This window comes from Streptococcus infantis (genome assembly GCF_047464155.1).
Classification (GTDB): Bacteria; Bacillota; Bacilli; order Lactobacillales; family Streptococcaceae; genus Streptococcus; species Streptococcus infantis_U.
Genome location: NZ_JASHCL010000002.1, coordinates 73060 through 94165 on the forward strand (window position 1 = coordinate 73060; position 21106 = coordinate 94165).

At 40.7% G+C, this 21106-nt stretch carries 14 protein-coding genes and 3 pseudogenes; 6 read left to right on the top strand and 11 right to left on the bottom strand.

What is annotated here, in order from left to right; all coding sequences use genetic code 11:
- Window positions 1-5 precede the first annotated feature (5 nt).
- From QM810_RS04660 to QM810_RS04670, 3 genes are read left to right on the top strand one after another with little or no spacing between them, the layout of a single operon-like run.
- Window positions 6-1106 carry a CHAP domain-containing protein gene (locus QM810_RS04660; RefSeq protein ID WP_000734465.1) on the top strand — a complete coding sequence of 367 codons (1101 nt, stop codon included), beginning with the start codon at window positions 6-8 and terminating at the stop codon, window positions 1104-1106.
- A gap of 12 nt (window positions 1107-1118) precedes the next feature.
- Window positions 1119-1391, top strand: a complete 273-nt coding sequence (locus tag QM810_RS04665) for a helix-turn-helix domain-containing protein (protein WP_000960973.1) — start codon at window positions 1119-1121, stop codon at window positions 1389-1391.
- Between the two features lie 10 nt (window positions 1392-1401).
- Window positions 1402-2619 (top strand): tyrosine-type recombinase/integrase, encoded by a 1218-nt coding sequence (locus QM810_RS04670; protein WP_000512968.1) that lies wholly within the window; start codon window positions 1402-1404, stop codon window positions 2617-2619.
- 134 nt (window positions 2620-2753) lie between these two features.
- Here QM810_RS04670 and QM810_RS04675 read toward each other — a convergent pair.
- Window positions 2754-3087: pseudogene (locus QM810_RS04675) on the bottom strand (diacylglycerol kinase family lipid kinase); the annotation flags it as partial.
- A gap of 3 nt (window positions 3088-3090) precedes the next feature.
- Window positions 3091-3234: pseudogene (locus QM810_RS04680) on the bottom strand (IS982 family transposase); the annotation flags it as partial.
- Window positions 3235-3584: 350 nt separating this feature from the next.
- Between QM810_RS04680 and QM810_RS04685 the strand changes: the two are divergent.
- Both QM810_RS04685 and QM810_RS04690 read left to right on the top strand, forming a co-directional pair.
- The gene (locus tag QM810_RS04685) at window positions 3585-4193 is read left to right on the top strand and encodes a DUF1269 domain-containing protein (protein WP_414254017.1); all 609 of its coding nucleotides are present in this window, start codon (window positions 3585-3587) and stop codon (window positions 4191-4193) included.
- A 241-nt stretch (window positions 4194-4434) separates the two neighbouring features.
- Window positions 4435-4658, top strand: a pseudogene (locus QM810_RS04690) (tyrosine-type recombinase/integrase); the annotation flags it as partial.
- Between the two features lie 109 nt (window positions 4659-4767).
- Here the strand turns inward: QM810_RS04690 and rpsI are convergent.
- From rpsI to pbp2b, 8 genes are all read right to left on the bottom strand, one after another.
- Window positions 4768-5160 (bottom strand): 30S ribosomal protein S9, encoded by a 393-nt coding sequence (gene rpsI, locus QM810_RS04695; protein ID WP_002893764.1) that lies wholly within the window; start codon window positions 5158-5160, stop codon window positions 4768-4770.
- Between the two features lie 18 nt (window positions 5161-5178).
- Window positions 5179-5625 carry a 50S ribosomal protein L13 gene (rplM, locus tag QM810_RS04700; protein ID WP_002876943.1) on the bottom strand — a complete coding sequence of 149 codons (447 nt, stop codon included), beginning with the start codon at window positions 5623-5625 and terminating at the stop codon, window positions 5179-5181.
- Between the two features lie 158 nt (window positions 5626-5783).
- Window positions 5784-6491, bottom strand: a complete 708-nt coding sequence (locus QM810_RS04705; protein WP_414254018.1) for a TIGR02206 family membrane protein — start codon at window positions 6489-6491, stop codon at window positions 5784-5786.
- A 120-nt stretch (window positions 6492-6611) separates the two neighbouring features.
- On the bottom strand, window positions 6612-7223 hold the full coding sequence (locus tag QM810_RS04710; RefSeq protein WP_414254019.1) for an NUDIX hydrolase: 612 nt from the start codon (window positions 7221-7223) through the stop codon (window positions 6612-6614).
- Window positions 7210-8583 (bottom strand): UDP-N-acetylmuramoyl-tripeptide--D-alanyl-D-alanine ligase, encoded by a 1374-nt coding sequence (locus tag QM810_RS04715; RefSeq protein WP_414254020.1) that lies wholly within the window; start codon window positions 8581-8583, stop codon window positions 7210-7212. Before QM810_RS04715 ends, QM810_RS04710 begins: the two co-directional genes overlap by 14 nt.
- Window positions 8584-8636: 53 nt before the next feature.
- Window positions 8637-9680, bottom strand: a complete 1044-nt coding sequence (locus QM810_RS04720) for a D-alanine--D-alanine ligase (RefSeq protein WP_414254021.1) — start codon at window positions 9678-9680, stop codon at window positions 8637-8639.
- 165 nt (window positions 9681-9845) lie between these two features.
- On the bottom strand, window positions 9846-10442 hold the full coding sequence (gene recR, locus QM810_RS04725; protein WP_045613513.1) for a recombination mediator RecR: 597 nt from the start codon (window positions 10440-10442) through the stop codon (window positions 9846-9848).
- Between the two features lie 10 nt (window positions 10443-10452).
- A complete protein-coding gene (pbp2b, locus tag QM810_RS04730; RefSeq protein ID WP_414254022.1) occupies window positions 10453-12495 on the bottom strand; it encodes a penicillin-binding protein PBP2B in 2043 nt (680 codons plus the stop codon).
- Between the two features lie 192 nt (window positions 12496-12687).
- On the opposite strand from pbp2b, the gene QM810_RS04735 reads away from it, so the two are divergent.
- Entirely contained in the window at window positions 12688-13539 is an 852-nt protein-coding gene (locus QM810_RS04735) for a MurR/RpiR family transcriptional regulator (protein WP_414254023.1), read from the top strand.
- Between the two features lie 112 nt (window positions 13540-13651).
- Here QM810_RS04735 and QM810_RS04740 read toward each other — a convergent pair whose 3' ends face one another.
- Window positions 13652-20974, bottom strand: coding sequence for an alpha-L-fucosidase (locus tag QM810_RS04740; RefSeq protein WP_414254024.1), 7323 nt, complete (start codon window positions 20972-20974; stop codon window positions 13652-13654).
- Window positions 20975-21106: the final 132 nt, after the last annotated feature.

A 21106-nucleotide genomic window follows, 5' to 3' on the forward strand; every position in this document is an offset into this window, starting at 1 on the left:
ATTCTATGAAAAAACTAAAATGGTATCTATTGTCCTTCCTCATTCCATTAATAATTCCAGTCTTTGTAATTATAATCTTCATGGGAGTAATTGGAGGAAGTGCAAATAGTTCTTCCACAACATCAAAAGATTTCAAATATGCTGAACACTGGTCAGATGGAGATCCATATACACATAATCTCCTTGTTCATCGTTATGGTATCAAGGCTGAACAATTAGACGGCTTTTTAGATACATTAGGAATCTCCTTTGACCGAAACCGTATTAACGGGAGAAAACTTTTAGAATGGGAAGCTAAGTCTAACTTAGATGTTCGTGGAATTGTAGCAATCGCATTAAATGAAAGTTCACTAGGAACGGCTGGTGTAGCACGAAATCCTGGCGCTAATATGTTTGGCTTTGGTGCATTTGACTCCAATCCAGACAACGCGAAGAACTTTAATGATGATATAGCAGTTGTTAGTTTAACTAAGCAAACAATTATTGGAAACAAAAACGAAACCTTTAAAATACAGGACGATAAAGCTCTCAAGTATGCGAATGGAACTCTTAATAGTTCTATAGATGGTGGAGTATATTTTACAGACACTAGCGGTTCCGGAAAACGGAGAGCAGAAACCATGCAAAAACTCGACCAGTATATAGATGAACATGGAGGAACTCCAACAGCTCCGAAGGAAACAAATGATACTGGAACCAGAGTCAGCTCAAGTGAAATTCCATCAGGATATAGCATCACACAAACCATTGATACGACTAATTACATAGCTAGTAGCTATCCCTGGGGCCAGTGTACCTGGTTTGTTTATAATAGGGCAAAACAACTTGGAATTACATTCGATCCCTACATGGGGAACGGTAATCAATGGATGGAAAAATCTGGGTATTCAACCACTAAAACACCTACAGAACACTCTGCACTATCATTCTCATCAAGTCAAGCTGGAGCAGATCCAGTATACGGGCATGTAGCGTTTGTAGAGCAAGTTAAATCTGATGGTTCTATACTTATTTCCGAATCGAATTTTAAGGGACTCGGAATAGTCAGCTATCGAACATTCGATGCAGAATCAGCTAAACAATTTACATATGTCTTGGGACATTAGAAAGGAGAAAATATGTTAGTACAATTACCTGATGAACAAACTCAAGAAATTCAACAAATGATTGCAACTCTCTTGAAAAATGAAATCCATCACTTTAAAGAAGATATCGGGGCAGACAGTCCTTTTCTTAATAAAAAGCAAACTTGTAATTATCTGGGTGTATCTAATAATACTTTAGATATCTGGATTGCTATGGGACTCCCTTATATTAGAATTGGAAAATCAATTCGTTTTAACAAAGAAAGTATCAATCAGTGGATGACTCGATTAGAGATAAGCGCATAAGGAGGCAAAAATGGGCATTTCAAAAACAAAAAATGGATCCTATAGGCTTAGGGTATATATACCCGACGACGTCCAAGGAAAGCTGGGGATTGGAAAACGATTTGAAAAAAGATTCAAAACTCGCAGAGAAGCAAAGGAAGCAGAAATAAAGTTAGCGGTTGACATTGAAAATGCACGTTTAGGAAGGTCATCTACTTTATCTCAAAGAAAAGGAGACATCCTATTCAAAGATTTTTACAAAGATATTTGGCTTGAACCCTATAAAGCAGGGCAAGCCACTGCTACTATTAAACCACCTACAGCAGTAACTGTCTGTCAGACAGAAAATCTCTTCCGTTTGCAAATTCTTCCAGTCCTAGGTAATTATTCTATTGATCATCTCAATGAAAATAAACAACTAGTTTTGTCACTTCTTACTCCACTATCGAATTCTTATGCCAATTTTAAATCCATTAGAGGGTACGTCAATTCTGTCTTGGACTGGGCAGAAGAGCTTGAATATATTCAAGTCAATAAGGTAAAAAAGACAATCAGTAGAATTAAAGCTAATAAAAAATTAGCCCTCAAAGAAAGTAAAAAGTTTGAAGACCTAGCATTAAATGAGGAAGAACTTAAACAATGGCTACAAGCATTTGATGACGATCTAAAAAATGATCGAATGGAATTAAAAGATTATGCTTTGTTCTATACGACATTCTTTTTATCAGATAGAAAATCAGAAACCTACGCTCTCCAATGGAAACATATCAATTTTGAAAAAAATGAAATTCTCATTGAACAAGCATTAGACAAATTCGGGAATGTTAAATCAACCAAAGGAAATAAAAAAACTCTATTTAAAGCACCTAAAGAACTAATGAATATCCTGACCGATTGGAAAATAGAACAAAAAAAGCAACTAAAGCTGTTTGGAATCAGACAGAATGAAAAGCAATTCGTTTTCACATACAATAATAGAACAAACGGTATTAACGTTCCACTTCATATTGATTATCTTAATCATCGAATGAATTCTATTCGAAGAAGACATCCGGAACTTCCTCCAGCATCTCCTCACAAATTAAGACACACCGGAGCAACTCTGGCAAGACAGGCTGGAACATCATTAAATGCTATTTCAGAAGCACTTACTCATAGTGACATCCAAATAACGAAGACTTATGTCAATACTACTGAAACAGTAAATCAAACAGCAGGAGAAATAGCCTTTAGAAGTCTCAAAAAGTAATAGTGTGAACTTGGGGTGAATTTTGGGGTGAACTTTAGTTTTTTGAACAAAAAAAGACATCCAAGAAATAATTCTTGAATGTCTGTAAACGTTGATATAATCGTGTTGATTAACGTTTTGAGAACTGGCTAGCTTTACGAGCCTTTTTCAAGCCTGTTTTCTAGTATTTTTATATCTACTGGCAGATTACCCGACTTATCCCCATCAACATCTGACTCTAACTCAACCTCTGAAGAAATCCTAATATTGCGTACTTTGATATATTCGATATTATTGTTACCTACTAGATCCCCTTTTTAATAAATCTGGGATAGCCGATAATTTAGAAATGATGGATGAATCCTTTAAAATCAAGATATTTCCATATTCATCTGTATTTTCATCAAATAGTTTTTTGTCTGCATAGTAATTAGATAGAAGAACTAAGACCTGAGTAGCTTCACCTTCATAATTGCCATTTTCGCTTTCAAAAGGTAATAATTGCTTATTCATAGCTTGGCGAATCAGTTGCACCAGCCAAATTAATTGTCTTGACCGACAAATAAAGCGACTTCTTTCAAGGATTCGACCATAAGGAAACAGTTGGCAGATTCTATAAAAGCGTCGATGTGATTCGGCACGCTCATCAGACTCGCTACACAGAGCTGGTACATAATATCTGCTATAATTTTCTGGAAGATTTGGTCAAGCGGTCTTTTAGCCGTGTGACAGGCATACAGGAAAAACACTATTTATTTACTTTTTGCACGGGAGGCTTTAAGAATCTGATGGACATCTTTCTTGATAGTCACTCAGAGTCTCCAGAGTGTCTGGGCTGGGATATGGCAAAGATATACCGCTGCCTGAAACTGTTCTTTAACGCTGATAAACGCGACATATCAATTAAAATGTCGCACTAAAATGATTGAAAAATGATTGAAACTGTATTATAATGAATGTGTATATTTAGAAAAGAGGTACTAACTATGGAAAACCTAGTAGTTTCAGTCTTTAACACTGAAAGCGAAGCTTATCAGTCCTTTGCGGATTTGAAGGCTTTCCGCCAAACTCAGACGACCAAGGTTGCTCAAATCGCCTTGGTCAAAAATGAAAACGGTCACATCGTTGAAAAAGAACGCTATGACTTTGAAGATTCAACGACGGATGCAACCCTAGAAGGTGGCTTGCTCGGTGCAGTTATCGGGCTTTTGGGTGGTCCTATCGGCGTCTTGTTTGGTTATGGTATTGGCAGCCTCTATGGTTTGGCTGCTGGTGATACCGTTGATACGGCAGAAGCTGGCTTGATTGACGTTGTGTCTCAAAAATTGATCGACGGCGAAACAGCCGTTGTCGCCTTGGTGCAAGAAAACAACGAAGCAGTCATCGATGCTTACTTCACCAAGTACGACACCCAAATCGTGCGTTGGGATGTAGCAACCGTCGTAGCTGAAGTTGAAGCAGCCCTGCAAGTCCAAGAAGACCTCTACAACCAAGCGCGTGCGCAAATGAAGGCTGAACGTAAAGCAGATCGCAAGGCCAAACTTGAAGAGTTCAAGGCAAACATCAAATCAAAATTTGATAAATTGAAATCCTAACGTCTAAGCGTCTCATAAATTTAAATGTGACTGAGACACCATTTAAAATTTATGTGCGTCGGATTCTCACAGTTAAATAATTGCGTTGACAAATCCGTTACAGCCGTTCTTCCATTCTTTGAAAAGAGTGTTTAATAGACAAGAAATCTGGACTAGTATTGGTCTGGATTTTTTTGTGAATATAGAGGTCATAGCTTTTTGACTATGCTTTGTTATAATTAGAAAGATTTTAAGTTTTATCAAGATGAAATCAGTCAGACGCAGGCACCCTGAACTAGCACCAGCTTCCCCACACAACTAAGACATACTGGTGCGACACTCGCAAAACAAGCTGGGGTTTCTCTTGAAGCCTTCTCAGAAGCTCTTACTCATAGTGATAAAGAGATTACAAAAACTTACGTTAATATCAAAGATAAAGTCAATCAGACTGTAGGTGATATTGCTTTTCGTAGTTTAAAAAATTGATGGGGTGAATATGGGGTGAATTTTGGGGTGAACTTTGATTTTTTGAAACAAAAAAGACATCCAAGAAATAATTCTTGAATGTCTGTAAACGTTGATATAATCGTATTGATTAACGTTTTGAGAATTGTGATGCTTTACGAGCTTTCTTAAGACCTGGTTTCTTACGCTCAACTTTACGTGAGTCACGTGTAAGAAGTCCTGCGCGTTTCAATGAATCGCGGAAGTCTGGGTCTACTTGAAGAAGGGCACGAGCGATACCGTGACGGATAGCTCCTGCTTGACCAGCGTATCCACCACCTACAACGTTAACGAAAACGTCGTATGAACCTGCAGTTGAAGTAACTGCGAATGGTTGGTTGATTACAAGACGAAGGTCAGCGTGTGGGATGTACTCTTCAACATCTTTTTTATTAACAGTGATTTTACCAGTTCCTGGAACAAGGCGAACGCGTGCAACAGCGTTTTTACGACGTCCAGTACCTGCATATTGTGCTTGTGACATACTTTATTGTTCCTTTCCTTAGATAAGTCCTGAAATATCAAGAACTTCTGGTTGTTGTGCAGCGTGAGTGTGCTCAGCTCCAACGAATACTTTCAATTTCATACCTTGAGCGCGGCCAAGAGTATTGTGTGGAAGCATACCTTTAACTGATTTCTCGATCAAACGTACTGCATTTTTAGAACGAAGTTCACCAGCAGAGATTGATTTCAATCCACCTGGGTGGTTTGAGTGAGTGTAGTAAATCTTATCAGTTGCTTTTTTACCAGTCAATTTAACTTTTTCAGCATTGATAACGATTACGAAGTCACCTGTATCAGTGTGTGGTGTGAATGTTGGTTTGTTTTTTCCGCGAAGTACGCTAGCAACAACTGCTGAAAGGCGTCCAAGAGGTACATCAGTTGCGTCAACAACGTACCATTTGCGTTCTACTTGGCCTGGTTTAGCCATGAATGTAGTTTTGTTCATGATTTCTCCTATATGAATGTCGTTTTTGTTTACAGGGCGGATGTTCCGGTCCGCAAGTTATTTGAAAGGTTCCGGGGCCTTACAAATGGGGTAAACAATACCGCCTACTATTGTATCAAAAATCTCAGATAAAAGTCAAGCGGTTGGGAAAATATTTTTTATTTCTGCCAGATTCGTAGTCTTCTTTCCCCCTTCTCCTCAAGCATGGTCTGAAAAGCTTTAGAGACTATGTAAATGGCGAAAGTCAAGAATAGCGTAACGACTAGATAATTGATCAAAGGACCGTGGTCTCCAACCAATGGTGGTTTTGTCAAAAAGCCATAATCTCCACCCGTCATTAGATTAACCACAAAGATCAGCGCATTAAGCGAAGATGTGATGGTTAGGATTCGTTTGAAGTCCAATAAGCTAGCATCGTAGTCCTTCAAAAGATAAATCAAGGAATTTCCAAAGAGGGCTAGGTGTCCGAATATAAAGGACAGGATAGCGATGTGGGGGAAGGGATAGGGATCTGGCACTGGATAAACAAAGGCCGCCAAAGTCCCAAAGGTTCCCAGCACAGCAAAGTACTGTTTGACTCTAGAGACACCAGGAATCAAAAGCACTACAAACATTGCTAAACGGCAATGATAAAAGGGCAGACTTTCTGTTAGAGGCATCTGGTTGACCAAATACCAACCGTAGAGCAGGATTAACTGCAGAGCCTGTAAAATCTGGAAAAATCGTTGGCAAACTTTTTTATCACCATAACGATAGGCAAGAAATACAGTCAATGCCAATAAACTAAATAGACTTCCATACCAAAGAAGATCAAATCGGGGTGGCTCCGTCGGCTGCGTGCTAAATAAAGCATCCCAAACATTCATGTAACTTTCCTCATTTTCATATAAGCAGGCCTCTTACTCATCTCTATAGAGCCTAGCTTACATTTATTTCTTATAATTTTGTGTAAAAGAAACTGTCGATCTTAATATAAAGCAAAGCTTCTAATCGACATATTGTTCCCGCTCACCCTGATAGACCTGCCATAGAATTTCCATTTGTTCTTTGGTTATTCGTTTTTCAGATAGGGGTGGGAGATTCTTGATATCAAAAAATTCAAGTTCTGCAATTTCTTGATTTTCTTGAAATTGTCCATCCAATAACTGACAGTCAAAAACGAACTTGGCATACTGTTTGTTCTGAAGTTGAAAGCGGTTGGTATCAAAAACCGCCAATAAAGAACCTACTTCTGCCGAAAATACTGTTTCTTCCTGAACTTCTTTTCGGATATTTTCCTTGGGAGAATATCCTACCTCGCCAAAGCCACCAGGTAATGCCCAAGTATCCTCTCCTTGTCCTCTAACCAGGCAAATCTTCTGATTTTGAACAATCCATGCCCGCACATCCATCAAGGGAGTTGCATAGCTACCTGTTGGTTTTAAAATTGCAGTCAATTCCTCTTGATCGAGCTCCGTTTGATCCTGCAAGACACTCCATAAAATCTGACGTAAATCCTCATAACGTTCACGGTCATAAGGATCCTTTGAATAGGTCAACCCAGTATCAGTGATAGCTAACATTCTCTGAATAGCTTTAGCGAAATTAGTTGTGCTCATTTTCTAGGCTTTCTACTAGCTTGGCTAGATTCATAGAGTTCGAACCTTTAAGCAGAATTTGGTCATGTGCACCAAGACTTTCCTTGACCTGCTTAACCATGGCTTCAAACTGGTCTTCCTCAGCTGTTTTCTTGAAGTAATAGACATGACCAATTGGAAACATTTGACTGGCTAATTGAGCCAAGTCAGCAATGTCTTCACCGTAGAAAATTACAGTATCAAGGACATCTGGTGAAAGGCTCAAAATCATCTGATTGTGGAGTTGAACAGACTGGTCTCCAAGTTCTTTCATATCTGCCAGAACTGCGAGTTTCTTGCCACCTTCATTGGCTGGAATGGCAGAGAAAGTTTCTAAAATCAACTTCATAGCTGTTGGGTTAGCATTGTAGACATCTGACAAGATATCTGCTCCATTGGCAGCTTTTTTCCACTCGGTACGATTGCGGGTCAATTCAAGATTTTGGAAGGCTTGACCAATTTGCTCCTCAGTCACTCCTTCTTGCAAAGCAACATAAGAGGCAATCATGGCATTGGTCGCATTGTACTTACCTGTTACTGGCAAGTCGAGAGCCTGCTCCAAGAAATTAGCCTTGAAGGTTAAACTATCCTTACGCTCAATCAATTCTGTAATTTCGAGTTCTGCACCTGGACCAAAACGAACCACTTTTTGATCAGCAGGTAGATAATCTTCTACAATAGGATCAGCTGGTGCTAAAAGCAAGGCACCCTTTTCCATCCCATCAGCGATTTGCAATTTCCCTTTGGCAATTTCAGAACGGTCTTTAAAGAAGGCTAAATGAGCTTCTCCTATCAAGGTCACAATAGCTGTCTTTGGATGAGCCAGTTCAGATAAAAGATGGATATCTCCTAGGTGATCCTGCCCCATTTCTAAGACCAGCTTTTCAGTATTATCTGGCATATGGAGAACCGTATAAGGGAGGCCAATCTCGTTATTGTAATTTCCTTGCGTTTTGTAGGTTTTGTAGCTTGTAGAAAGCAAATGAGCCAACATATCCTTGGTCGTTGTCTTCCCATTTGAACCTGTAACAGCAAAGACATCTACTCCTGTCTTTTGAAGGTAATAAGCTGCAAGAGCTTGAAAGGCTGTCAAAACATCCTCTACTAAAATGTAAGGATGACCTGCTACTGCCTTCTCTGACAGGGTTACAGCAGCACCGTTTTCAAAAGCCGTCTCAATAAAGTCATGACCATCACGCGCCCCCTTGAGTGGCACAAATAGATCCCCAGCTCCAATCAAGCGACTATCAAACTCTGCCTTGACTAACGGGTTATCCGCATAGCTTGTCACATCATTTTTTGCATCAACAACACGCGCAACTTCGTGAATCGTAAGTTTCATATTTACTCCTTTAAAAAGGGGCAAGGAGTCCTTCCCCGCCCTTATGTCTGTCTTTACAATAGGTGCGCTTCACGCTTGTCAAAACTTTCTTTAGCAAGGTCAACCAACCTCTCAATTAGTTCTGGATAGCTAATCCCCATATTGTCCCAGAGCAAGGGATACATAGACCATTGGGTGAATCCTGGCATGGTGTTGAGCTCGTTTAGGAAAACTTCTCCCTTATCTGTGTAGAAGAAGTCACAACGTGATAGACCAAGTCCACCAATAGCACGGAAGGCAGCTTCTGCATTTTTACGCATGACTGCTACTACATCATCACTAATCTTAGCTGGGATATCCATAGTAATCTTGTTATCGATGTATTTGGCATCATAATCATAGAAGGCTACATCTTTGACAACTTCACCAGGAAGCGTGCTCTTGACATCGTAGTTTCCTAAGAGACCAACTTCGATTTCACGTGCATTAACTCCTTGTTCTACCAAGACACGGCTATCGTACTTGAAGGCAAGCTCGAGAGCTTGATGGAGTTCCTCTTTATTTTCAGACTTAGAAATACCGACACTAGAACCCATATTGGATGGTTTGGTAAAGACTGGGTAGGTTAATTTATCCTCAACTTCTGCAATCTTAGAAGTCAAGTCATCCCCTTCAACAATCGCTACGTAAGGGACTTGGGCAATCCCAGCAGATTCCAAGACACGCTTAGTTGTGATTTTATCCATGGCAAGGCTTGAAGATAGGATGTTACAACCGACATAAGGCATTTTCAAGACTTCTAAGAAACCTTGAACAGAACCATCTTCCCCCATAGGTCCATGAAGAACTGGAAAAACAACCGCTCCTTCTTCGTAGATAGCACTTGGAGCAATTTTCTTGTCCCAATCAATCGTTTCATTGGTCATGAGACGTTCATCTTGTCCAGGAGTTTGGGTAAATTCTTGTGTTTTGATGAAATCACCGGACTGGCTGATAAAGAAGGTTTTGACTGCGAAACGATCATAGTTGACCGCACGCATGACACTCTCAGCTGACAATACAGACACTTCACGTTCTGCACTGCGTCCACCATATAATAAAATAATTGTTTGTTTCATATGATTGTCCTATTTCTACTAGAATACTTGCTCTTTAGTATATCACATTTGTCTCTTTTTTTAAACTTGAATAGCAAAAAAGAGACTGGATTAAAAATAAATCCAGTCTCTTGATTTCTTGAAATCTTATCTGCTAACTAATTGCCTGCTCTATATACTTACAGACTAAAGTTCTGTACGATTTTCGATTGCTCTTAAGAGCGTTACTTCATCTGCATATTCGATATCCGCTCCGACTGCTAGGCCTCGTGCTAGGCGAGTAACCTTGATTCCTGCGGGTTTGAGAAGTCGTGAGATATACATGGAAGTCGCCTCACCATCAGCAGTCGCATTGGTCGCTACGATGACCTCAGAAACTTCGCTATCCATGAGACGTGTCATGAGACTCTTGAGATTGATGTCATCTGGGCTAATCCCATTCATAGGTGAAATTAAGCCGTGTAAGACATGGTAAAGTCCGTGGTATTCCTGAATATTTTCCATAGCAGCTACATCTCGACTATCCTCTAGGACGAGGATAGTTGTTTGGTCCCGGCTTGGATCTGTGCAGATAGAACAGGGATCTTCATCGGTTAAACGTCCACAGATAGAACAATAGGTCAACTCTCTTTTAGCTGAAAGGAGATTTTTAGCAAATTCGTTGACGTCATCATCCGGCATTCCAATAGTATAAAAGGCTAGACGGGTTGCTGTCTTAATCCCAATACCAGGAAGTTTAGAATAACTGTCAATCAACTTAGCAATAGGTGTTGGATAAAGCATGGCTTCCTTTCTAATTCATTGGATGGTGTTGGTTGTATAGATTGATAATGTCGCGAGCAATTGCTGGCCCAACATTTTTGGTTAAATTGGTATTATGAGGAAAGACTACTGCAACTGCAATTTGAGGATTTTCTGTTGGAGCATAGGCCACAGCATTGGTATTATTAGCTTCTTGACCACCAGCTACATAGCTTTCAGCTGTACCGGTCTTACCACTTATAGAAACAGTGGCGCCATCTAAAAACGCCCGTCCTGTCGTAAGGGGACTAGTTCCATGCGATACTTGGTAAAATCCTTGGTGCAAGATTGCCATATCTGATTCAGAAATATTGACCTTGTTGATTTCCTTGGTATCTATTGCTTGGATTAATTCTCCAAGACCACCCTTATCATTGTTGTCGTATATTCCCTCGACAATATGTGGAGCTAGACGAACGCCATTGTTAGCAATCGTTGCAACGTACTGGGCTAATTGCATCGGTGTGTAGTTATCAAACTGGCCAAAAGCATTAGTTAAATAATTAGCCAAGTCAAATTTTTGGGGGATAAATCCTGTTGATTCCTCGGGCAAGTCAATACCTGTAGAAGCACCCAAACCATACTCACTAAAAGTCGCGCGTAGTTTTCCCATGGCAGACTCAAGTTGGTTGGTTTTGACTGTCATATTTGGTTGATAGGTCTGACCCATCATTCCTAGCGCAGTTTGAACCATGTAGGCATTTGATGAATATTCTAGAGCCTCAACGGCTGTAACCGGGAAGGAACCGTAATAAGGGGTATACCAGGAATTGATAGGGGCAGAACCTTGGAAGACGATTGGTTGGTCTGTCAAGGTTTGGTTGCCTGACAAGACCCCATTTTCCCAACCAGAACTGATGGTTGCCGCCTTAACGACAGACCCTGGTACAAAAACATTGGTCACTGTTCCTAGTGAGTCTGGTGTCAAGTCTCCTGTTTCTAGATTGTGTTTAATTCCTGACATTGCCAATACAGCACCTGTCTTAGGATTAAGGGCTACCGCATAAACGCCTTCTGAGTATTTAGCACCACCATTTGCAAGTTCAGAATTAAAATAACTCTTCAAGAGGCTGTCTACGCTATCTTGGAAGGCCAAATCAATGGTTAATTTGATGTTTTTTCCCTTGCTACCTTCTTCTATATTCTCTACGCTCTCCATGTCTCCATGCTTGTCCAAATGGATTTCCTTGACGGTCCGTTTCCCTTGCAAGACTTCTTCGTATTGTTTTTCAAGATAGGAAGTCCCGACGCGATCATTGAGCGAATAACCTTTTTTCAAATAAGCGTCTACTTCTTCTGCTGGAAGACCTGATTTTTCACTAGAAACAGTTCCGACAATAGATGAAAGAGAAGTTTCTAAGACCTTTCGATCCCATGAGGTAGAGATAGAAATACCTGGCAATTCCTTTGAAGCAGAAGCAATTACAGCTACCTGTGTATCACTCAAAGGATCTGTTTGAATATTTCCTGTAGCAAAATTTCCAACTGAATTGAGCTGGCTAAAGAGATAGATGGCCTTCTTTTCATCCTCGGAATAGTCCATCTGATTAGCTGCAATACTATTAGCAGCGTTGTTATAGAGTTCAGATTCAGAAAGTTGATTGCCATCTGAATCATACCGTTTATCTTTTGGAAGAGCTTCAACTGTTTTCTTATAAGTTTCGGCATCCGCCAAGTAGTAGTCTGCCATTTGTCGATCCGTCAACTCTGGAGAAGTGACTGTGACATAAGTCAACAATTTTTTAGAAATATCCTTCAAATCAGCCGCAGTCATCTTGTTGCTTCGTGTAAAGGAAACAACTTGTTTAACGGTGTTTTGGACTAAAGGTTTTCCTGCTGCATCATAAATTTCTCCACGAGCGGAACCCATGGTTACTCGAGTTTGGCTAGCAGAAGCTAGTTTATTTTCATAAAAATCCTTATGAAGAACTTGCATATAAAGCAAACGGCCAATAATTGTTAAAAAAAGCAAAATGACGATTGCAAATAACAAATTAAGCCGTATCGGTATCGAGTGGCTATTGAATTTTCTCATACACATCAATCTCATTTCTAATCAAAATCACACTCTTCATTGTACCATAATTTAGGTAGAAAATTATGGAAAAAGAAAAGACTTTCCCTTTTTGGTCCAAAAATTATTTTCTATGATATAATGGAAGTGAGCGATATTTTATTTGTTAGATTTATCAAATAAGTTCTGGCAAATAGCTATCAAAGGAGTCCCATGAATAAGCAAGATATTTCTACAATCATTGAGCTTCACTTTGAAGAAATGACCGATTTAGAGCAAGAAATTGCTCGCTATTTTCTGCAGGCAGATACCATAAATGATGACTTATCCTCTCAGCAAGTTACTCAAAAACTTCATATTTCCCAGGCAGCGCTCACTCGTTTTGCCAAGAAATGTGGTTTTAAGGGCTATCGAGAGTTCATCTTCAAATACCAACAACAAAAAGACACTCTTTCTGCTCCTCAACAGGATATGAATCCTTTGACTCAGAGAGTCCTTAGAAGTTATGCAAACCTGCGAGAAATTTCTCAAGGATTGATTGACGATGAGCAACTGGAACGTGTGGCTCAGATGATTGACCAATCCGAACGCGTGTATTTTTTCGGAACTGGGAGTTCTGGTCTGGTCGCACGTGAGATGAAGCTACGTTTTATGAGATTGGGTATCGTCTGTGAAGCCTTAACAGATCCAGACGGTTTTGCCTGGACGACTAGCATTATTGATGAAAAATGTTTGGTCTTTGGTTTTTCTCTCTCAGGAACAACACCATCTATCATCGATAGCCTATTAGATGCCCAGGATATGGGAGCTAAGACAGTTCTATTTACTAGTGCACCGAATAAGGATACCCAAGCATTTACAGAAACAGTATTAGTCGCAAGTCAAAGCCAGGCCTCTTATATCCAACGAATCTCTGCTCAGCTTCCAATGCTGATTATCATTGATTTACTCTATGCTTATTTCCTAGAAATTGATCGCGAAAGTAAAGAAAAAATCTTTAATAGCTACTGGGAAAATAATCGATTGAATGGTTATCGCAGAAACACAAGAAATAGAAAACCCTGAAATTGGAGACCATTCAGGGTTTTCTGTTTAAAATATTTTTCCCCACAAAAAGGAGCCCACAATGGGACTCCTTTTTTAGTGGTTCAAGATACTTCCTTTGACGTTCTCTATTCTAGTCCTTCATATCTTTTTTGAAGAAGAATAGCATCATTCCTGAAACAAGAGTGAGGGCAGGCAAGAGAGCTGAACTTACTTCTTCTCCTGTTGCTGGTAACTGTTTGCTTGTAGAGTCTGCTACAGTACCCTTAGCCTCTGCTAAAGGCTTATCTTCTCCCATAGGTTGTGGAGCAGGAGTTTCTACATTTGCTGGTTCACTTGGTTGAGCTGCCTCCTTGTAGACTACCGCATAGACACCTAGGTGTGGAGCTACAAATTCAAGTGCTGAACCTTTCTGTTCAAACTTCACTTCCTGCAATTCTTGATTTGCATTCATAGCATAGACATTGGCTACATCAGACGCCACAGCAACTTGAACAAGGGCTGCACCTTTCAATTGAACAAGTTCTCCTTTCTCATTCTTCAATTGAATTTGATAAGCATCGAAACGGCGACCTTCCAAGACCTGGTTAGCAACCTTATCGACCTCTAGAACAGAACCACCATTGAGGTCCCCTTCTCGAGCAATCAGTTTCAAGTTTGTTGATGAATCTTTCAAGACCTTCAATGTGCTATCAGTTGATGGACTTTCTTCCTTGGTTCCAACTTCGACGATGCGGTCTTGGGCTTCCTCACGTTCAACCTTAAGAACCTTACGGTTGTCACCATCGACTTCTACATAAGTCGTTACTTGTCCGTCTTTTCCTTCAGAAACAACTTGTTCCTTACCTTTAGCTAAATCAGCATTCTCACGGCGAACAGTCTTGAAGGCGATTGGTTCTTTCTCTACTTTTAGATTTGGTAGATTAAAGTCCAAATTCATAACGCCTTCTGTCGGCATAGCAGTTCCTTCTTGAGTACCGACTTCAACGATGCGGTCTTGAGCTTCCTCACGTTCAACCTTAACAACTTTACGAACGCTGCCGTCAACTTCTACATAGGTCGTTACTTGTCCGTCTTTTCCTTCAGAAACGACTTTTTCCTTACCTTTAGGTAGAAGAGAATTTTCACGACGAATAGTGTTGAAGGCAATCGGCTCTGTCGTTACTTCAAGGCTTGGTTGAGTTACACTCAATTCTTTAACACCTTCAGCTGGAAGATTTGAATGTTTCACTTCCTCTTCTGGCTTACTTGGGTCCTCTGGTCTTGCGGGCTCTTCTGGTTTACTTGGCTCTTCTGGAGCTGGTTCCTCTTTTGGTGTCGCCTGAAGATTGTTGATAGATGTCAGAGCGTCTTTCAAGGCCTTATCTACTGCATCCTGAGTTTTGGCTTCTTCAATAGCAGCTAAGGCTTGTTCTGCTAGTTCAACTAATTTCTTCTTAGCTTCCTTGTCATCACCCAACTCAGCTGTTTTACTTTTAATGGCTTCGGACAAGCTTGCCATAGCTTTATCGTAGTCAATCTTAGACTCTTCTGGTTTGCTTGGCTCCTCTGGTCTTGCAGGCTCTTCTGGTTTACTTGGCTCTTCTGGAGCTGGTTCCTCTTTTGGTGTCGCCTGAAGATTGTTGATAGATGTCAAAGCTGCTTGCAAGGCCTTATCTACTGCATCCTGAGTTTTGGCTTCTTCAATAGCAGCTAAGGCTTGTTCTGCTAGTTCAACTAGTTTCTTCTTAGCTTCCTTGTCATCACCCAACTCAGCTGTTTTACTTTTAATGGCTTCGGACAAGCTTGCCATAGCTTTATCGTAGTCAAGCTTAGGCTCTACTGGTTTGCTTGGTACCTCTGGCTGTGTTGGTTCTTCTGGTTTTGCCGGCTCCTCTGGTTGTGTTGGTTCTTCTGGAGCTGGCTCCTCTTTTGGAGTTGCTTGAAGCTTATTGATGGATACCAAAGCGTCTTGCAAGGCCTTTTCAACAGCATCTTGGGTCTTCGCTTCTTGGATAGTTGCAAGAGCTTGTTCTCCTAGTTCAACGAGTTTTTCCTGAGCAGCCACATCATCGGCAAGTTCTGTTGCTTTTTTCTCGATAGCTTCAGTCAAATCTGCAATTGCCTTATGGTAGTCAACTTTAGACTCTTCTGGCTTACTTGGCTCCTCCGGCTGTTTTGGCTCTTCTGGAGCTGGTTCCTCTTTCGGAGTCGCTTGAAGCTCATTGATAGATGCCAAAGCAACTTGCAAGGCCTTATCTACTGCATCCTGAGTCTTGGCTTCTTGGATGGCTGCCAAGGCTTGCTCTGTTAGTGCGACTAGCTTCTTCTTAGCTTGCTTGTCATCACCGAGTTCAGCTGTTTTTCTTTCAATCGCTTCGGTCAGACTTGCCATAGCCTTGTCATAGTTTGGTTCTTCTGGCTGTTTTGGTTCTTCTGGAGCCGGCTCCTCTTTCGGAGTCGCCTGAAGACTGTTGATAGATGCCAAAGCTGCTTGCAAGGCCTTATCTACCGCATCCTGAGTCTTAGCTTCTTGGATGGCTGCCAAGGCTTGCTCTGTTAGTGCAACTAGCTTCTTCTTAGCTTCCTTGTCATCACCGAGCTCAGCTGTTTTTCTTTCAATCGCTTCGGTCAGACTTGCCATAGCCTTGTCATAGTTTGGTTCTTCTGGCTGATCTGGTGTTGGCGTATCATCTGTGCCATAATTTTCTTCCTTATCAAGGATTGTTTGTAAAGCTGCTGCTGTCTTCAGAACTTCTTGTGCATTGGCTTCACTTGCTGAAAGTTGCTCAGATAATTTATCCAAGTTTGACTTGAAGGCTTGACGCGCCTCTGGAGTGTTCTTCAAACTTGTTTGGTCAAATTTAGCCAATTCATCCTTCCAGCTCTTCATGGCTTGAATTAACTCTGCTTTGGTATAAAGAGCACTATCTTCACCATGAGTGATGAACTGGTCAACTTGGATACCAATATTTCTCGTAGTATCATTACGTTTTGGATCCAATTGCAAGGTCACAGCATGCCAACCTTCTTCGAGTCCAGTCAAACGAACGAGAGTCTGATTGCCTTGACGTGTAGCTGCTGTACCACTGAAGTACTTCTTGCCATTTACATCAGTGGCATTTCCTTGACCATCTTGATACTCAAGTTCTTTACCATCTAGAGTAACCTTGTAGATACCATGTCCAGGATCAACAAAACCTTTGATTTCAAGACCTGTTCCGTAGAAGTAGGCTGTTACACTAGCATTTTTCTTTTGCTCGTCATTCAATCGACCGAATGATGCCCAAGACTCAGTGTTTTGGTATTTACCTGATGAATTGGTTTCACGGTGCCAACCTGGGCTATAGTCAAGCTGAGTTGCTTGATCGTCATAGCTTGTCTGGTCTTTTTGGAGTAGTTCTGCCTTCATCACTTGAATCGTAGCTTCTGAAGCAAAACCAAGGAGGGCATTATCAGAAACGCTAGTCATTTTCACTTTGAAGTCAAAGATTGAATCAGCTTGCTCTGTAAAGTCAATCGTTGGAATCGTGATTGTTTTCTCAGTTTCACCATCTTGGAAAGTCAAGTCAGCTGTTGTGTCCTTGTACACTTTACCATGAACCCCTGTTCCTGGTTCTGTTACAACATGGACTGTTGCTGTTCCTTTGCTACCACCAACACGCTTAATGGTTACAGTAACCGGTTGACCTTTTTGAACTTCATAAGTTGTTTCTTTCATCTCAAACATACCTTTGCCGGCATTGTTAAGAGTGTAGATACCTTCAGTCGCAATAGGTTTACCAGTCTTGTTAACAAGTTTGATGGTATGTTCACCTGGAGCCAAATCACCTGTTTCATAAACCATCTGGCTACGTTTACGAGCTGCATTATTGGTTTGCACGTCTGCAACCTTCTGACCATCTACGTAAACTGACATTTCACCGTGGTTTGGATCCACTGTAGATACGACATAAGCCTTAGTTCCGTTGAAACGGTAGGTTACACTTGCATCTTTTTGGTTTGTCCACATAGATGTTCCGCGAATACCTTCAGATTCGTCATACCAAGTTGTATTTTCTTTATCAGCTGTTGTATTTGAATGGTAATCCAATCCTAGAGGGTAGCCGTCTGTTTTCTCAATACTGCTTGGTGTCTTATAAACAGAGAAGTTTGTCAAAATAGGTGTCGCTTGTGCACCAGTAATGGTCACGCGAATTTTTTGTGCTTCTACTGGTTGACCTTGGATAAGGCGACGATAACCAACAGTTGATCCTTCACCGTATGGTACCCAACGACCGTTGAGTTCAACTTCAACCTTGAACCCAGAGATTCGTTGACCTTTAGCAATATCTTCTTTGAGTTCGACTACGTCAAAGCGTCTCTTTTGACCGAGATCAACAGTGAATTCACCTGTCTTAGCATCATTTGCTAGTGCCCAGCTGGTATCATCCTTACCATCTGTTAGGTGGCTTGCTTGATACAAGTGATTCTTACGAGTAGAGCTTGCAGTAACTGTTGCACCCTTAGCGAAGTCAGTCGCATACATTTGATCCAAGGTTGCTCGGAATTCTTTTAAGCGGGCGACATCTGCATCTGCGAATCTACCTTCTTTATTTGGTGGAATATTGAGTAGAAGTGGCGTTCCACGACCAACAGACTTGAAGTAAATATCCATCAAATCTTTGATTGATTTTGGTTGTTGATTGTCATGGTAGAACCAACCTGAACGGATAGAAACGTCTGCTTCACCAACTGAGTACATATCTCCTTCTGGATCTCCATGATTGAGATAATCATTCTTCACATCGTCGGTGATTTTAGCTTTCTTGACTTTATGCCAAACTGGATCTCCAGCGATCCCACGTTCATTACCAATCCAACGTACGCTTGTCGGTTGAGCAGAGAAGATAGCGATATCCCCTTCAGCTTTCTTGATGTACTCGAACCACTTGTCAAAGGTATAGGTTACTTTTTGAGCTCCACTACCACGCGCACCGTCCATCCATACTTCGATGAATTTACCATTATTCCCGTATTTAGGATTGCCAAGGATTTCCTTGAGTTGGTTAAGGTAGTATTCGTTGTACTCTTTTTCAGTATTCACGTGATAGTTTGGATTATTTGCATCCCATGGTGATAGGTACACACCCATATTCATGTCATACTTAGTTGCTGATTTTGAGATTTCTTCAAGAAGGTCACCCTTACCATTTTTCCATGGACTAGCAGCTACGGTATGTTTTGTATATTGAGAAGGATAGATTACAAATCCATCATGGTGTTTAACAACCATAATTGTTCGTTTGAATCCAGCGTCCTTCAATGTCTTAATCCACTGGTCTGTATCAAGGTTAGTCGGGTTAAAGTTTTGAGGATTTTCTCTACCGTTCCCCCACTCAGAGTTAGTATAGGTATTCATACCATAGTGGATGAAGGCAGCCAATTCTTCTTTATGGTAGTCCAATTGAGCCTTGCTTGGAAGTGGACCGTAAGCAGCAATTTCTGTTTCTTCATCTTTTGGATCAACCACTGGAGTTACAGGAGTTGCTGGTTTTGGATCTTCAATCTTTTCGTATTCAAAAATAACGTCATTCACCCCTTTATGCTGTATAGTTGCTTCTTGACTTGCATTGACTGCACGATAACCTGCAATTTCTTTAGCTTGGAATCTATGAACAAAGGAAACATCGTACTCCTTGCCTTCGTTATTGTCCACATCTGCAGTTATTAACTCTTTATTAGAGTCTTTCAAGCGATAGTGAACCTCAAAGGAACCTTTGTTAACTTTATAGACTACTTTAATGACACGAGTTCCTGCGGGAGCCTTGCTCACAACACTATGATCCTCATCCCAAGCGTCTTTCAATTGTTTATTGACTGGAGAATCACCAATTGAAACAATCTCATATTTTTCTTTATTCTTCTTGTAGAAATCTGTTTTTTCAATTTCCGATTTGTAGTTATAATTGAATTGTGCTCCAACTTCTGCCCTGTCTACAAAAGTATCGTTTTCTTTGACTGGGTTATCATTTTGGTCCACATGTTCGATAACTACACGGCCGTAGTCAACGCCTTCAACTAGGGTAGCAAGACCGCTATTGTCAAAGGCATACTTGTTCCCACCAATGACAGCTGTGGTATTTCTGAGTAATTGTCCTTTTGAATCAAAGTAATAGCGATTATCGTTATCGCCTTGATACCAGCCTTCTTTGACTCCGTATTTTTCAATGATGCCTTTAGCCCAAGCTAGTTGTTCTGGAGACAAGACCAAACCTCCTCCGAAACGATCTTTTTCAGCAATGTTCATATTGTCAACAGTACCACGTTGGTGAATTCCGATGACTTTGCCATCACCGTTGATAATACCGCCACCAGAAAGGCCTGATACAGAAGTCAATCGATAGGTAACACCTACTGTTCCCTTATCATCATATTTTTCAGTACCTTTAACAACACCGTCAGCCTTATACAACTGTCCTGGAATAATCGGCTCCTTCAATTCTGGTGAGCTTGAATCTGTAGGATAACCAATGGTACTAACAGGTTCTCCAGCTTTGTATTCCCGATGCTCTGCCAGAGGAGTGAAGGTTGCGGCCTTATTTGGACTAGCGATCTGAAGTGGAACAGGTGCTACGACCAAGGCTAGGTCATTCTTGTAACCTTCACCAAACTTATCTTTATTCCAAAAATGGATATCCTTTTCCTTGAAAATAACCGTCTTTCCTGAGTTTGGCAAAGATCTTACCTTGGGACTATTTGAACCAACATTGTAGTAGAATTTAGCAGTATCACCACCACGGATAGATCCCGCATTGGTATCCGCATCCTTGACTAAGAAGTTGTGTGCTACTGTCAAGATAATATTTGGTGCAACAAAGATACCAGAGCCAGAATTGAGATAATCCTGCTTTCCACCATTTGCAAGTGGAGAGCTAAAAATGCTATAAACCATAGTCGCAGATGTAGCTGGTTGTCCTTCATAGTCAATATGTTTGAGATCCTGACCACCATTGATAATGGCTCTATTTTCTTTCTCTCCTCCAGTTGCACTTGCTTCTTCAGCTTTTAGAATACTCTTAGTTTCTACTTTCGGGCTATCCTTTTCTGATACAATAGTTGAAGTATCAATTTTTTTCACTGGCGTATCAGGATAAGCACGGTCAGGAATTTCTTCTGGAAGTAAATCTCCAGCCTCTTCAGTAGTTTTAGCCTCTTCTGTTACTTTTTCTATAGCAGGAGCTGCTTGTTTAGCAACTTCTTCATTAACAGGACTCACTACTTCTTTAGTTTCCTTAACTGCTTCCGCTTTTTCTTTATCAACATCGATTACTTCTTTTGCTTGACCTTCTACTTCCAGTTTTGGCTCTGTCACAACTTCGTTAGCGGCAACATTTCCAGATGCAAAAAAAGCCAGTCCAACTGCCACAGAGGCTACACCAACCGTTAGTTTACGAATACTAAATATACGACTTCTTTCAAAAAAATACTGTTTCATCAAATTCTCCTAATGAACAAAAGCAGTCAGCTACTGCAAGAGCCCAGTTTCTCTGGCGACAATCTTATTTCTCAGTACCTACTTTAAAACTCTTCTTCCTCCCACTCTTATCTTCTGTTTAAATTCATTTTA